Here is a 13,203-nt window from a genome sequence, read left to right on the forward strand (position 1 = left end):
CCCCAACCCAACCACCCAACCCCCCCCCCCCCCCCCCCCCCCCCCCCCCCCCACAACCCCCACCCCCCCCCCCCCCCCCCCCCCCCCCCCCCCCCCCCCCCCCCCACCGCCGTTCCGTCGTTCCCGGCCGGGGGTCCCGCTGCCCTGCCCCGCGCTGCCCTGCCCCGCCCCGCCGGCACCGGCATTCTCGTCATTTGGCCATGAATCGCCGGATCGGCCCCGGGCCGCTCAGGGGGCCTCCTCGTCCAGCCGGGGGAGGTGCGGCAGGATGTCCGGCATGACGTCGAGCGATCGTGACGAACCCGTCGGCCACATCGGGCCCATCGAGGATTCCGGGCCGGCTCCGGCGGCGCCCGCGAAGGTCGCGCCGCCCGCCACGGTCGCCCCGCCCGCCAACACCGTGGTCGTCCCGGCGGACGAGGACCCGGTGGCCGCGGCCGGCAGCGAGGTGTTCGGCGGCCCGCCCGGCCGCCGCGCGCTGCTGGGCGTCTCCTGGTGGATCCCGGCGCGCTTCCTGGCGCTCGTGGTGATCGTGGTCTCGGTGCTGGGCATGGCGCAGAAGCTGCCCTGCTACGACGCCGCCTGGTTCCAGCCGGGGTCGCCGCAGTACATCCACGCCTGTTACAGCGACATCCCGCACCTGTTCTCCGGGCGCGGTTTCGCGGCCGGCCTGCACCCCTACGTGGACCGGATCCCGGGCACCTCGGGTGATCTGCAGTACCTGGAGTACCCGGTGCTGACCGGGTTCTTCATGCAGATCGCGGCCTGGCTGACGCCCGGCGGCGGCTCGAGCCAGCAGCAGGAGCAGTGGTTCTGGGCGATCAACGCGGGCCTGCTGATGGCCTGCGCGGTGGTCGCCGTGGTCGCGCTCTCCCGCACCCACCGGCGCCGCCCGTGGGACGCGCTGATGTTCGCGCTGGCGCCCTGCCTGCTGCTGAACGCCACCGTCAACTGGGACCTGCTGGCGGTCGCGCTGGCCGCCGTCGCGATGGCCTGGTGGTCCGGTTCGCGGCCGGTCTGGGCCGGTGTCTTCATCGGCCTGGCCACCGCCGCCAAGCTCTACCCGCTGCTGCTGATCGGTCCGCTGCTGCTGCTCTGCTGGCGGGCCGGGCGCTGGCGCGAGTTCCGGGCGATGCTCGGCGGCGCGGTCGGTGCCTGGCTGCTGGTCAACCTGCCGATCATGCTCGCCAACTGGCGGGGCTGGTCGACCTTCTACGTCTTCAGCGAGCACCGCACCGAGGACTACGGCTCGTTCTGGCTGATCCTGATGCAGAGCCGCGGCGTCGGGCTGGCCAACCTCGACCTCTTCATCGGCATCCTGATGGTGCTCGCCTGCCTGGGGATCGCCTGGCTGGCCCTCTCGGCGCCCCGCCGCCCGCGCTTCGCCCAGCTGGCCTTCCTGGTGGTGGCCGCGTTCATCCTGGTCAACAAGGTCTACTCGCCGCAGTACGCGCTCTGGCTGCTGCCGCTGGCGGTGCTGGCCCGGCCGCGCTGGCGGGACTTCCTGATCTGGCAGGCCTGCGAGGTGCTCTACACCCTGGGCATCTGGTCCCACCTGGGCTTCGTCACCGGGCCCAAGCAGCACGGGATCGGCGAGTCCTGGTACCACTTCGCCATCGTGCTGCACCTGCTCGGAACGCTGTACCTGTGCGGCATGGTGATCCGCGACATCCTGCTGCCCGACCGCGACCCGGTGCGCTGGGACGGCACCGACGACCCGTCCGGCGGGGTGCTCGACCACGCCCCGGACGTCTTCGTGGTCGGCACCGCCCGACAGCTGCGGGAGGCGGCGAGCTACGCCGGCTACGCGCCGGCCGGCCCCGAGCTGTGGCTCGACGACGAGCCGCACGCGCCGGAGACCGCCGGCAGCGCCAAGCCGTAGGGCGGGCGGGGAGCCCGCCCGCCCGGACGGGCTCCCCGCCGCGTGCTCTAGCGGTCCACCACGCGGTCGAAGTGCGTGGTGGTGTGCCGGACCTGAAGGACGAGTTCGTCGCCGACCACCGGCGGCTTGGTCTCGTTGTCCAGCAGGAGCAGCGAGACCTGCATGTGCGGCGGCTCGGCGAACCAGAGCTGCTTGCCGGCCCAGTTGAACGGCGACTTGGTCTTGTTGACCGTCGCCAGACCGGCCCGGGCGATGCCCTTGGCCCGCGAGGACATGCCCTGGACGTACTTGGGCGCCTCCAGGCCGATGCCGTGCGCGGTGCCGCCGGCGACCACCAGCAGGTGGCCGTCGGTGGGCGCCGGGTGCTGGCGGTAGCCGTAGCGGTCGCCCTTCGCGACCGGGGTGACGTCCAGCACCGTGGCCCGGACCTCCAGCGCGCCGTGGTCGCCGAGCCAGAGCCGGGTGCCGATCCGGGCGCGGAAGACGGTGCCGGGGTAGCGCTGGGCCAGCTTCTCCATGCCGGCCGCGCCGAGGTGGCTGACGAACACGGTGTGCACGGGGATGCCGGCCGCCCGGGCGGTGTCCACCCAGTGCGCGACCTCGTCCACCGGGTCGGAGCCGTCCGGCCGGTCCATCGGCAGGTGCAGCGCCAGGCCCTCGAAGGAGACGCCGTCCAGCTCGGCGGCGACCGCCGGCAGGTCGGCCGCGCTCACCCCGTGCCGACGCATGGTGGTCATGCACTCCACCACCACCCGGGCGCCGTGTAGCGCGCGCAGCCCGTCCAGGCTCGCCACCGTCCGGATCACCCGGGCGTGCGGCAGCGGCAGCACCTCCTCGCCGACCCGGTACGGGGTGAGCACCAGCAGCTCGCCGCCGTACCAGTCGGCCGCGTCGGCCGCCTCGTAGGCGGTGCCGACGGCCATCACGCCGGTGCCGAGCAGGGTCGCCTCCTCGGCGAGCCGGTGGTTGCCCAGGCCGTAGCCGTTGCCCTTCGCCACCGGCACCAGGCCGGGGAACTCGGCCAGGACGGAGCGCTGGTGGGTGCGCCAGCGTTCGGTGTCGAGGTAGAGCGACAGCGTCATCGGGTCATCTCCCAGGGGGTGTTGGGCACGGCGGGCAAGCGGCTCAGCGGCGCGACATGTAGAGGTCGAGCGCCTTGTGCAGCAGCTTGTTGAGCGGGAAGTCCCACTCGCCGAGGTACTCGGCGGCCTGGCCGCCGGTGCCGACCTTGAACTGGATCAGGCCGAACAGGTGGTCGTTCTCGTCCAGCGTGTCGCTGATGCCGCGCAGGTCGTACACCCCGCCGCCGAGCGCGTACGAGTCGCGCATCATCCGCCACTGGATCGCGTTGGACGGCTTGACCTCGCGCTTGTGGTTGGCCGAGGCACCGTAGGAGTACCAGACGTGCTCGCCGACCACGAGCATCGTGGTCGCGGCCAGCGGCTCGCCCTCGTGGTAGGCGATGTAGAGCCGCATGCGGTTCGGGTCCTCGGAGGTGAGGGCCTTCCACATGCGCTGGAAGTAGGCCAGCGGGCGCGGGGTGAAGCGGTCGCGCTCGGCGGTCACCAGGTACAGCTGGTGGAAGATCGGCAGCTCGTCGTAGCCGCCCTGGACCACCTCGACGCCGCTCTTCTCGGCCTTCTTGATGTTGCGGCGCCAGAGCTGGTTGAAGCCCTTCTGGATGTCGTCCAGCGAGCGGTTGGCCAGCGGCACCTGGAAGACGTAGCGCGGCTGGACGTCGCCGAAGCCGGCGCCGCCGTCCTCGCCCTGCAGCCAGCCGGCCTTGCGGAGCCGGTCGGCCACCTCGAAGGCGCGCGGCTCGTACCAGTCGGCCTCGATGTCGCGCAGGCGCTTGGCCTGCTTGGCGGCGATGGCCTCCTTGATGGTCGGCGCGTTCCACCGGCGGATCACCACCGGCGGGCCCATCTTCACCGAGAAGGCGCCCTGCGACTTGAGGTGCGCCAGCATCGGGGAGAGCCAGCGCTCGATGTCGCGGTCGAACCAGTCGATCACCGGACCCTCGGGCAGGTACGCCAGGTAGCGCTTGACCTTCGGCAGCTGGCGGTAGAGCACCAGCCCGGCGCCGACGATCTGGTTGGACTCGTCGATCCAGCCGATCGACTCCGAACGCCACTCCGCCTTCACGTCGCCCCAGGACGGCACCTGCATGTGGCTGGCAGAGGCGCGGCTCCTGATGAAGGCGAGGTGCTCCTCGCGGGTGATCGTCCTCAGGCGCAGGCTCATGCTCGGTGCTCCTCGTCGGTCGGGCTGCGGGCGGCCCCAGGTTCTCGGGCTGACCCTATCGTCCGGGGCACCGGCGCCCACGGCTGCGGGCGTGGCGGCGCCCCCGTCACCTACCTGTCTCACTGATGAGGTACGTGACGGGGGCGCCGAGAGTTCCGGCGGCGCCGGAGGGGTCGGGGTGGTCTGGGCGGGTCTGGGTGGGTCGGGACGCTCGGGGCGGTTCGCGGGGCTAGCCCCAGAGGCCGCCGTGGGCCACGCCCAGGTAGAAGCCGAAGGCCGAGGCGGTGAGGCTGATGACCAGGACGAAGCGCTCGGCCGTGGTGACGGAGACGAACTGCCCCCAGAGGCCGGTGACGATGCCGAGGAGTCCGGTCCACGAGCTCAGCAGATGGAGGTTGTGGAAGAACGACGTCGTGAAGGCCAGCACGCCCAACAGCAGGGTGATGCCGACCAGGGTGTTCTCGCGGGGGTGCCGGTTGCCGTCGGTGTTCAGGGTGAGGGCGGGGAACCGGTGGAAGGTCTGGGCCATGTGTCCCACCTCCTGGCGGAGAGACGAACGAGCAGGAAACCCGTTCCGTCCAGATTGCGGTGGTTGGGGCGCGGATCACAACCCCTATGCATTTTGTTCGGCCGTCCGGGTGCGGGTAGGCTGTGCCGTCTGCACTGGTGTAGTTGTGCCCCCTTGCGCCCTCTTCCGGGTGGACGGGGGTCGAGTGTCGGACCGGACCACTACGGTGGGCCGGTGTCGTCACTGACTCCGGTGCCGACGCTGCACAACCCTCCTGCCACGGAGAGACCGTGGCCGCTGAGTCCAAAGGAGGTGGGTTACACATGCGTCACTACGAGCTGATGGTCATCCTCGACCCCTCGGTCGAGGAGCGCGCTGTCTCCCCCCTGATCGAGAACTTCCTCACTGTCGTCCGCAACGGCGGCGGCAAGGTGGAGAAGGTCGACACCTGGGGTCGTCGCCGTCTGGCTTACGAGATCAACAAGCAGTCCGAGGGCATCTACTCGGTCATCGACCTCAAGGCCACGCCTGAGGTCGTCAAGGAGCTCGACCGCCAGCTTGGCCTGAGCGAGTCGGTTCTGCGGACCAAGGTCCTGCGCCCGGACACCCACTGAGCCACCTCTGAGGCCTTCGGGCCTCGGGTAGCTCGCGTCCGCTGTTTCACGTGAAACAGCGGTGAACGGAACTCTTCCGGAGAGGTCATCACCACCATGGCAGGCGAGACCGTCATCACCCTCGTCGGCAATCTCGTCGACGACCCCGAGCTGCGCTTCACCCCGTCGGGTGCGGCGGTCGCGAAGTTCCGCATCGCGTCCACTCCCCGCACCTTCGACCGTCAGACGAACGAGTGGAAGGACGGCGAGAGCCTCTTCCTCACGTGCAACGTCTGGCGGCAGCCGGCGGAGAACGTCGCCGAGTCGCTGCAGCGCGGCATGCGCGTCATCGTGCAGGGCCGACTGCGCCAGCGGTCTTACGAGACCAAGGAAGGCGAGAAGCGGACGGTCTTCGAGGTCGAGGTCGACGAGGTGGGCCCGAGCCTGCGTTCGGCGACCGCGAAGGTCACCCGGGCCAACCGGTCCGGCGCTCCCGGCGGCAGCGGCTTCGGCGGCGGCCAGCAGGGCGGCGGCGGCCAGGGCGGCGGTAACTGGGGCGGCGGTGGCGGCCAGCAGGGCGGCAACTGGGGTGGAAACTCCGGTGGCCAGTCCGGCCCGTCCGACGACCCGTGGGCGTCCAGCGCTCCCTCTGGTGGCAACAGCAACCAGAGTGGCGGCAGCTGGGGCGCTCCGTCCGGTGGCGGCTTCTCGGAAGAGCCCCCGTTCTAAGAGCTGACAGATTTCGTGCGGCCCGGCGCCGGCGTCGTGAGACGCCTGCCGGGCCGTGAACCCCAAATGGAGCACACAATGGCGAAGCCGCCTGCTCGCAAGCCGAAGAAGAAGGTTTGCGTCTTCTGCAAGGACAAGGTCAACTACGTTGACTACAAGGACACGAACCTGCTGCGGAAGTTCATCTCCGACCGCGGCAAGATCCGTGCCCGCCGGGTGACCGGCAACTGCACCCAGCACCAGCGTGACGTCGCCACGGCCGTGAAGAACAGCCGTGAGATGGCGCTGCTGCCCTACACCAGCACCGCGCGCTAAGAGAGGGTGACCAAGTAATGAAGATCATCCTCACGCACGAGGTGCCGGGTCTCGGCTCCGCCGGCGAGGTCGTCGAGGTCAAGGACGGCTACGCCCGCAACTACCTGGTCCCGCGTGGCTTCGCCATCCGCTGGACCAAGGGCGGCCAGAAGGATGTCGACGCCATCCGTCGCGCCCGCAAGATCCACGAGATCCAGACCCTCGAGGCCGCCAACGAGGTCAAGGGCAAGCTCGAAGGCGTCCAGGTCAAGCTGGCCGTTCGCTCGGGCGAGGCCGGCCGTCTGTTCGGTTCGGTGACCCAGGCCGACGTCGTGGAGGCCATCAAGGCCGCCGGCGGCCCGGCCGTGGACAAGCGCGCCGTCGCGATCGCCTCGCCGATCAAGACCGTGGGCACCCACAAGGTCTCGGTCAAGCTGCACTCCGACGTCCAGGCCAACCTCGACGTCGCCGTCGTCGCTGCCTGAGCTCCGTAGCTGTGGCCCGAGGGCCGGTCACCCCTTCCGGGGGGTGGCCGGCCCTCGGTCGTTCCCGGGGCCCGGCGCCGCACCGGGGCCCGGGTTCAGGCTCGCACCGGGGCCGGGCGCAGCCGCCGCACCGGCGCCCGGGCTCAGGCCCGCACCGCGCCGGTGACCAGCCACTTGCCGCTCAGGGCGCGCCGGGCCAGGAACGCCGCGCGGACCAGCATGAACAGGTTCATCGCCCACCAGAGCCCGGCCAGTCCGGCGCCGAGGGCCGGCACCGCGAGGGCCACCGGGGCGAAGACCGCCAGCGTGGCCAGCATCGCCCAGGCCAGGTACGGGCCGTCGCCGGCGCCCATCAGCACCCCGTCCAGGACGTAGACCAGGCCGGAGACCGGCTGGCAGAGGGCGAGCAGCAGCAGCACGGTGTTCAGCTGGGCCTGCACCGCCGGGTCGGGCGTGAACAGCGGGACGTACAGCGGCCGGGCCACCACCACCAGCAGGCCGAGCAGCAGTCCGGAGCCGATGCCCCACTCGATCATCCGCCGGGTGGCCGCCCGCGCCCCGGCGACGTCCGCGGCGCCCAGGTGGCGGCCGATGATCGCCTGCCCGGCGATGGCGATGGCGTCCAGGGCGAAGGCGATGAAGAGGAAGACCGTCATGGCGACCTGGTGCGCGGCTATCGCGTCGTCGCCGAGCCCGGCGGCGACCGCGGTGGCGATCATCAGGATGGCGCGCAGGCTCAGCGTGCGGACCATCAGCGGTCCGCCGGCCCGGGCGCAGGCCCGGATTCCCGCCGCGTCCGGCCGCAGCGAGGCGCGCTCCCGGCGAGCCCCGCGGACCACCACGACCAGGTAGGCGGCGGCCATCCCGGTCTGGGCCAGCACGGTGCCCCAGGCGGAGCCGGCCACCCCCAGCCCGGCGCCGTACACCAGGCCGACGTTCAGGCCGATGTTGGCGGCGAAGCCCGCGACCGCCACCAGCAGCGGGGTGCGGGTGTCCTGGAGGCCGCGCAGCACGCCCGTGGCGGCCATCACCATCAGCATCGCGGGGATGCCGAGCGCGCTGATCCGCAGATACGTCACGGCGTAGGGCGCGGCGGTGGCCGAGGCGCCCAGCAGGTCGGCCGCCCAGGGCGCCAGCAGCAGGGCCAGGGCGACCACGCCGAGCGACAGCGCGAGGGCGAGCCAGATGCCGTCGATGCCCTGCTGGACGGCGGCCCGGCGGTCGCCGGCGCCGATCCGGCGGGCGACCGCGGCGGTGGTGGCGTAGGCGAGGAAGACGAAGACCCCGGTGGCGGTGGTGAGCGCGGCCGAGGCGACACCCACACCGGCCAGCTGGGGGGTGCCGAGGTGGCCCACGATGGCCGAGTCGGCCAGCAGGAACAGCGGCTCGGCGACCAGGGCGCCGAAGGCCGGGACGGCCAGGGCGAGGATCTCCCGGTCGTGCCGGCGGCGGTCGGTGGTGGGGGCGGTCATGGGGTCAAGGCTACTCATCCACAGGTAATGACCGTCAGCCGGTTTGGAGTGTTACTCGAAATCCTGAGCGACGAGTCCGCGGTGCTGTGTGTCCACGGCCACTCGGCTGCGTGTGAAGAATTTCTCATGCACAGCCCTCGAACGAGGTAATACCAGGTCATCGGGTTGACAGTGGATCGATGGTCCGGTTATCCACAGGGCTTTCCACAGGGGCGTCCACAGGTTTGCGGTACTTCTCCACAGCCTCCGGCCGCTCGTCCACACCCCCTGTGGATAACCGCCTTGGCTGAAGGGCTTCCGGCGCCTTAGCGTGGGCTCTCCGCCCGACACTCCCACCCGCCCCGGCGTCCGATTTGTCGGTGCGGTGGAGGTAGAAAGAGGGGCGCGGCTCCGCTCCACCCAGCCACCGGCAAGGCCCGCTCCAACTCGCACCACTCGCTGATCGGGGAACACGCGTGACCGGCCCCCAGTACGACGACCACGACGCCCCGCCGCCGGAGGAGGACTGGCAGACCGCGGACGACCCGTTCCCGGTCGGTGCCTTCGCCGACGCCCCCTTCCCGGACGGTCCCGGCGACCGGCTGCCGGTCGCGCGCGGGCGCGGCCAGGGCGGCCAGGGTTCGGGCTCCGGCTCCGGTTCCGGCGGGTTCCAGAAGGGCGGCAAGGGCTCGGGCGGCTTCCAGCGCGACGGCGGCAAGCGGCGCCAGGACGACGAGGACGAGCGCTCCGCGGCCGACGGCTTCGAGCGGGTGCCCCCGCAGGACCTCGCCGCCGAGCAGTCCGTCCTCGGCGGCATGCTGCTGTCCAAGGACGCCATCGCCGACGTGGTCGAGGTGCTGAAGCCGGCCGACTACTACCGGCCCGCGCACGAGCTGATCCACGGCGCCATCCTCGACCTCTACGCCCGCGGCGAGCCGGCCGACCCGATCACCGTGGCCGGCGAGCTGACCAAGCGCGGCGAGCTCGTCCGGGTCGGCGGCCCCGGCTACCTGCACACCCTGGTCAACTCCGTCCCGACCGCCGCCAACGCCGAGTACTACGCCGAGATCGTCCACGAGCGGGCGGTGCTGCGCCGGCTGGTCGAGGCCGGCACCCGGATCGCGGGCATGGGCTACGCCGCCGAGGGCGACGTCGACGAGATCGTCAACGCGGCCCAGGCGGAGATCTACGCCGTCACCGAGCAGCGGACCAACGAGGACTACGCGCCGCTCTCCGACATCATGGAGGGCGCCCTCGACGAGATCGAGGCGATCGGCTCCCGCAACGGCCAGATGTCCGGCGTCCCGACCGGCTTCGCCGACTTCGACCAGCTCACCAACGGCCTCCACCCCGGCCAGATGATCGTCATCGCGGCCCGTCCGGCCATGGGGAAATCGACCCTGGCCTTGGATTTTGCGCGGGCCTGCTCGATCCAGCACAAGTTGCCGAGCGTGATCTTCTCGCTCGAAATGGGGCGCAACGAGATCGCCATGCGTCTGCTCTCGGCGGAGGCCCGGGTGGCGCTGCACCACATGCGCTCGGGGAACATGACGGACGACGACTGGACGCGGGTCGCCCGGCGGATGCCGGACGTCAGCGAGGCGCCGCTGTTCATCGACGACTCGCCGAACCTGTCGATGATGGAGATCCGCGCCAAGTGCCGCCGGCTCAAGCAGCGCAACGACATCAAGCTGGTCGTCATCGACTACCTCCAGCTGATGCAGTCCGGCGGCTCCCGCCGGGCCGAGAACCGCCAGCAGGAGGTCTCGGACATGTCGCGAAACCTCAAGCTGCTGGCCAAGGAGCTGGAGGTGCCGGTGATCGCGCTCTCCCAGCTGAACCGTGGTCCCGAACAGCGCACCGACAAGCGGCCGATGGTCTCCGACCTGCGTGAGTCCGGCTCGATCGAGCAGGACGCCGACATGGTCATCCTGCTCCACCGCGAGGACGCCTACGAGAAGGAGTCCCCGCGCGCCGGCGAGGCCGACCTGATCGTCGCCAAGCACCGTAACGGTCCGACCGCCACCATCACGGTGGCCTTCCAGGGCCACTACTCGCGCTTCGTCGACATGACGCGGGACTGACCGCGTCGCTCCGGCCGTGCGAAGGGCCCGTACCCGGTGGGGTACGGGCCCTTCGCGTCGCCGGCTCGCGACGGCGCGCCGGGGTGGCGGGGCGTCAGAGCGTCACGGTGGCGCGGAAGACGGTGGCGTCGTCGCCGTCGAGGCGGGTGGCGGTGCCGGTCGCGGGGAGGAAGACCGACCCGCCGCGGGCGAGGTCCAGCACGGTGCCGTCGGCGGCGGTGAGCCGGGCCCGGCCGGCGGTGCAGAGCAGGATCTGCGGGGCGCGGCCGTCGAGTTCGCGCTCCCGGCCGGTCAGCACGAAGCGGGAGAGCCGGAACTCGTCGATCGGGACGGGGAAGAGCTCCTCCCCGGGGGTGGTGTCGACGGCGGTCGGCAGCAGCAGCTCCGGTGCTCCGGGGGTGAAGTCCACCACCTTCAGGAGCTCCGGCACATCGATGTGCTTGGGCGTCAGCCCGGCCCGCAGGACGTTGTCGGAGTTGGCCTGCAGCTCGACGCAGACGCCGTGCAGATAGGCGTGCGGCACGCCCGCGCCGAGGTAGAGAGCCTGGCCGGGCCGGAGCCGGACGGCGTTGAGCAGCAGGCCGCCGATCAGGCCGCGGTCGCCGGGGAACTCGCGGGTGATCCGGCCGTAGAGCGCGTAGGGGCCGTCGGGGTCGCCGGCGGCGGCCTTGTCCACCGCGTCGGCGGTCTCCCGGACGGTCGCGGCGGCCGTGGCCTCGTCCATGGTGAGGATGGCGGCCAGTGTGGTGCGCAGGGCCTCGGCCTCGTCCTCGGCGCCGAGCAGCGTGATCAGCGGGTCGAGTGCCGGCACCCGCAGCCCGGCCATCAGGGCGGCCGCCGCGGCCGGTGTCCGGAAGCCGCAGAGACCGTCGAACTCGTCGAGCGCGCAGATGAGTTCGGGCTTGTGGTTGGCGTCTCGGTAGCTGCGGTGCGGGGCGTCGAGCGGCACGCCCAGGGCGTTCTCGGCGGCGTACCCGGCGCGGGCCTGGTCCAGGGTGGGGTGCGCCTGGATGGAGAGCGGGATGCCGGCGGCCAGGACCTTGAACAGGAACGGCAGGGCGGGGCCGAACCGGGCCACGGTGGCGGCGCCCAGCTCGCCCTCGGGGTCGGCGGCGATGAGCTCGTCCAGCGGGCGGAGCCCGTCGCCCCGGTCGGCGCGGGAGGGCGCTCCGGGGTGGGCCCCCATCCACAGCTCGGCCTGCGGTTCCCCGGTCGGTTCCTGCCCGAGCAGCTCGGGGAGCGCGGTGTGCGACCCCCAGGCGTACGGGCGGACAGTGTTGACGAGCCTGTCCATGCGCGCGGTCCTGCTCCTCTGCTGCTGTGGCTGGTGTGCCGGATCGCCGGGAGACGGCCCGGCGGGCGGGTGGTCCGGGCAAAGGCTGGGCATCGACCCTAGCCGACCGGTGCCGTCGGAAGGGAAACGGCCGGGGTCGGCCGGGAGTGCCAGAGCCGTACCGGCTGTTCGAGGACGCGGTAGTAGGATGCCAGGACGCAGTAATTTCCACAGTGGTTTCCAGGTCGGCGGGATGCCGACGGGGACTGCGTCTCAGAGTGCGGGCAACGGTGACTGGCACTTCCCGCCACCGGCCGAGAGGTTTGTACGTGACCGTGAACCAGCAGAGTTTTGCTGATCTCGGCAGGGTGCTGGTGATCATCCCGACGTTCAACGAGGCGGAGAACGTCGAGCGGATCGTCGGACGGGTCCGTGCGGCCGTGCCCGAGGCCCATGTCCTGGTCGCCGATGACAACAGCCCTGACGGGACCGGCGAGCTGGCCGACAAGCTGGCCGCCGAGGACCCGAACGTGCAGGTCATGCACCGCCGGGGCAAGGAGGGGCTGGGCGCCGCCTACCTGGCGGGCTTCCGCTGGGGCATCGACAACGGCTACGACGTCCTGGTCGAGATGGACGCGGACGGCTCGCACCAGCCCGAGGAGCTCGACCGGCTGCTGGGCGCGCTGCGCGGCGCCGACCTGGTGCTCGGCTCGCGCTGGGTGCCGGGCGGCCGGGTGGTGAACTGGCCGAAGTCGCGCCTGCTGCTCTCGCGCGGCGGCTCGACGTACTCGCGGCTGATGCTGAACGTGCCGATCCGGGACGTCACCGGCGGCTACCGGGCCTTCCGCAAGGAGACCCTGCTCGGCCTGGGCATGGACGAGGTCGCCTCGGCCGGCTACTGCTTCCAGGTCGACCTGGCCTGGCGCACGGTGAAGGCCGGCTTCAAGGTGGCCGAGGTGCCGATCACCTTCGTGGAGCGCGAGCTGGGTGCCTCCAAGATGAGCCGCCACATCGTGCTGGAGGCGCTCTGGCGCGTCACCTCCTGGGGTGTCGCCGACCGGGTCGCCAAGCTGACCGGCCGCGCGAAGGGCTGACCGCCCGCGCGAAGGGCTGACCGGCGGCCGAAGAGACCGACCGCGCCCGGGCCCGCCTGTGAGAACAGGCGGGCCCGGGCGCTTCGTGCTGTCCGGGGGGGGCCCGCCTGGCGGGGCGGGCGGGGTGCGGCGCGGGCGGGTCAGCAGGAGCCGGGCTGCTTGAGGGCGCTGTCCGGCAGGTAGCGGTCGGCCCAGACGGCCAGCTCGGTCAGGGCCGGGCGCAGCGCGGCGCCCGCCTCGGTGAGCCGGTAGCTGACGCGCAGCGGCGGGCCCTCGTCGACCTGGCGCAGTACGAGTCCGGCCTCGGCCAGTTCGGTGAGGCGGTCGGAGAGCATGCGTTCGCTGATGCCGGGGACGGCCCGGCGCAGTTCGGAGAAGTAGCCGGGCCCGTTGTTGGTGAGCGTGGCCACGATCAGGCCGGTCCAGCGCTTGCCGAGCAGGGTGAACACCCGGGTCAGCGCGATCTCCGTGCCGGTGCAGGCGACCACCGCCGCCCCGTGTTCCCCGGGGGTGGCGTGGACCTGCTCGGTCACCTCTTGCTGGGCCATGGGTACAGCGTACCGGTC

Annotated in this window: 13 protein-coding genes; 7 read left to right on the forward strand and 6 right to left on the reverse strand. The window is 71.8% G+C overall.

Annotated features, from left to right (window positions below):
• Nucleotides 1–277 precede the first annotated feature (277 nt).
• Entirely contained in the window at nt 278–1,882 is a 1,605-nt protein-coding gene (locus tag ACZ4UX_RS00590) for a glycosyltransferase family 87 protein (protein WP_380391151.1), read from the forward strand.
• A gap of 47 nt (nt 1,883–1,929) precedes the next feature.
• Here the strand turns inward: ACZ4UX_RS00590 and ACZ4UX_RS00595 are convergent, their stop codons facing one another.
• The 3 genes from ACZ4UX_RS00595 to ACZ4UX_RS00605 form a co-directional block, all read right to left on the reverse strand.
• Nucleotides 1,930–2,964, reverse strand: coding sequence for an alanine racemase (locus ACZ4UX_RS00595; protein ID WP_329488777.1), 1,035 nt, complete (start codon nt 2,962–2,964; stop codon nt 1,930–1,932).
• A 43-nt stretch (nt 2,965–3,007) separates the two neighbouring features.
• Nucleotides 3,008–4,126, reverse strand: coding sequence for a lipid II:glycine glycyltransferase FemX (locus ACZ4UX_RS00600; protein ID WP_329488776.1), 1,119 nt, complete (start codon nt 4,124–4,126; stop codon nt 3,008–3,010).
• 229 nt (nt 4,127–4,355) lie between these two features.
• Nucleotides 4,356–4,655 carry a hypothetical protein gene (locus tag ACZ4UX_RS00605; RefSeq protein ID WP_352288535.1) on the reverse strand — a complete coding sequence of 100 codons (300 nt, stop codon included), beginning with the start codon at nt 4,653–4,655 and terminating at the stop codon, nt 4,356–4,358.
• A 302-nt stretch (nt 4,656–4,957) separates the two neighbouring features.
• On the opposite strand from ACZ4UX_RS00605, the gene rpsF reads away from it, so the two are divergent.
• The 4 genes from rpsF (at nt 4,958) to rplI (ending at nt 6,735) form a co-directional block, all read left to right on the forward strand.
• On the forward strand, nt 4,958–5,248 hold the full coding sequence (rpsF, locus tag ACZ4UX_RS00610) for a 30S ribosomal protein S6 (RefSeq protein WP_329488774.1): 291 nt from the start codon (nt 4,958–4,960) through the stop codon (nt 5,246–5,248).
• A 96-nt stretch (nt 5,249–5,344) separates the two neighbouring features.
• Nucleotides 5,345–5,956 carry a single-stranded DNA-binding protein gene (locus tag ACZ4UX_RS00615; RefSeq protein WP_465704634.1) on the forward strand — a complete coding sequence of 204 codons (612 nt, stop codon included), beginning with the start codon at nt 5,345–5,347 and terminating at the stop codon, nt 5,954–5,956.
• A 78-nt stretch (nt 5,957–6,034) separates the two neighbouring features.
• Nucleotides 6,035–6,271 carry a 30S ribosomal protein S18 gene (gene rpsR / locus ACZ4UX_RS00620; protein ID WP_030304537.1) on the forward strand — a complete coding sequence of 79 codons (237 nt, stop codon included), beginning with the start codon at nt 6,035–6,037 and terminating at the stop codon, nt 6,269–6,271.
• 17 nt (nt 6,272–6,288) lie between these two features.
• Complete coding sequence (gene rplI / locus ACZ4UX_RS00625) at nt 6,289–6,735, forward strand: 50S ribosomal protein L9 (protein WP_329488772.1); 447 nt, start codon at nt 6,289–6,291, stop codon at nt 6,733–6,735.
• 143 nt (nt 6,736–6,878) lie between these two features.
• On the opposite strand, the gene ACZ4UX_RS00630 is transcribed toward rplI, so the two are convergent.
• Complete coding sequence (locus ACZ4UX_RS00630) at nt 6,879–8,207, reverse strand: MATE family efflux transporter (protein WP_465704636.1); 1,329 nt, start codon at nt 8,205–8,207, stop codon at nt 6,879–6,881.
• 581 nt (nt 8,208–8,788) lie between these two features.
• Between ACZ4UX_RS00630 and dnaB the strand changes: the two genes are divergently transcribed.
• A complete protein-coding gene (dnaB, locus tag ACZ4UX_RS00635; protein ID WP_465705386.1) occupies nt 8,789–10,270 on the forward strand; it encodes a replicative DNA helicase in 1,482 nt (493 codons plus the stop codon).
• Nucleotides 10,271–10,364: 94 nt separating this feature from the next.
• Here the strand turns inward: dnaB and manA are convergent, their stop codons facing one another.
• Nucleotides 10,365–11,564 carry a mannose-6-phosphate isomerase, class I gene (gene manA / locus ACZ4UX_RS00640; protein ID WP_465704638.1) on the reverse strand — a complete coding sequence of 400 codons (1,200 nt, stop codon included), beginning with the start codon at nt 11,562–11,564 and terminating at the stop codon, nt 10,365–10,367.
• A gap of 308 nt (nt 11,565–11,872) precedes the next feature.
• Between manA and ACZ4UX_RS00645 the strand changes: the two genes are divergently transcribed.
• Nucleotides 11,873–12,637: a polyprenol monophosphomannose synthase gene (locus tag ACZ4UX_RS00645; protein ID WP_465704640.1), complete on the forward strand. Its 765-nt coding sequence runs from the start codon at nt 11,873–11,875 to the stop codon at nt 12,635–12,637.
• 140 nt (nt 12,638–12,777) lie between these two features.
• Here the strand turns inward: ACZ4UX_RS00645 and ACZ4UX_RS00650 are convergent, their stop codons facing one another.
• Complete coding sequence (locus ACZ4UX_RS00650; RefSeq protein ID WP_329488768.1) at nt 12,778–13,185, reverse strand: winged helix-turn-helix transcriptional regulator; 408 nt, start codon at nt 13,183–13,185, stop codon at nt 12,778–12,780.
• Nucleotides 13,186–13,203: the final 18 nt, after the last annotated feature.

Source organism: Kitasatospora sp. NPDC028961, from assembly GCF_055564815.1.

What these genes read in the sequence shown, in the direction of transcription:
- ACZ4UX_RS00590 (WP_380391151.1), top strand. Translation starts at nt 278, where the DNA reads ATGACGTCGAGCGATCGTGACGAACCCGTCGGCCACATCGGGCCCATC.
- ACZ4UX_RS00595 (WP_329488777.1), bottom strand. Translation starts at nt 2,964, where the DNA reads ATGACGCTGTCGCTCTACCTCGACACCGAACGCTGGCGCACCCACCAG.
- ACZ4UX_RS00600 (WP_329488776.1), bottom strand. Translation starts at nt 4,126, where the DNA reads ATGAGCCTGCGCCTGAGGACGATCACCCGCGAGGAGCACCTCGCCTTC.
- ACZ4UX_RS00605 (WP_352288535.1), bottom strand. Translation starts at nt 4,655, where the DNA reads ATGGCCCAGACCTTCCACCGGTTCCCCGCCCTCACCCTGAACACCGAC.
- rpsF (WP_329488774.1), top strand. Translation starts at nt 4,958, where the DNA reads ATGCGTCACTACGAGCTGATGGTCATCCTCGACCCCTCGGTCGAGGAG.
- ACZ4UX_RS00615 (WP_465704634.1), top strand. Translation starts at nt 5,345, where the DNA reads ATGGCAGGCGAGACCGTCATCACCCTCGTCGGCAATCTCGTCGACGAC.
- rpsR (WP_030304537.1), top strand. Translation starts at nt 6,035, where the DNA reads ATGGCGAAGCCGCCTGCTCGCAAGCCGAAGAAGAAGGTTTGCGTCTTC.
- rplI (WP_329488772.1), top strand. Translation starts at nt 6,289, where the DNA reads ATGAAGATCATCCTCACGCACGAGGTGCCGGGTCTCGGCTCCGCCGGC.
- ACZ4UX_RS00630 (WP_465704636.1), bottom strand. Translation starts at nt 8,207, where the DNA reads ATGACCGCCCCCACCACCGACCGCCGCCGGCACGACCGGGAGATCCTC.
- manA (WP_465704638.1), bottom strand. Translation starts at nt 11,564, where the DNA reads ATGGACAGGCTCGTCAACACTGTCCGCCCGTACGCCTGGGGGTCGCAC.
- ACZ4UX_RS00650 (WP_329488768.1), bottom strand. Translation starts at nt 13,185, where the DNA reads ATGGCCCAGCAAGAGGTGACCGAGCAGGTCCACGCCACCCCCGGGGAA.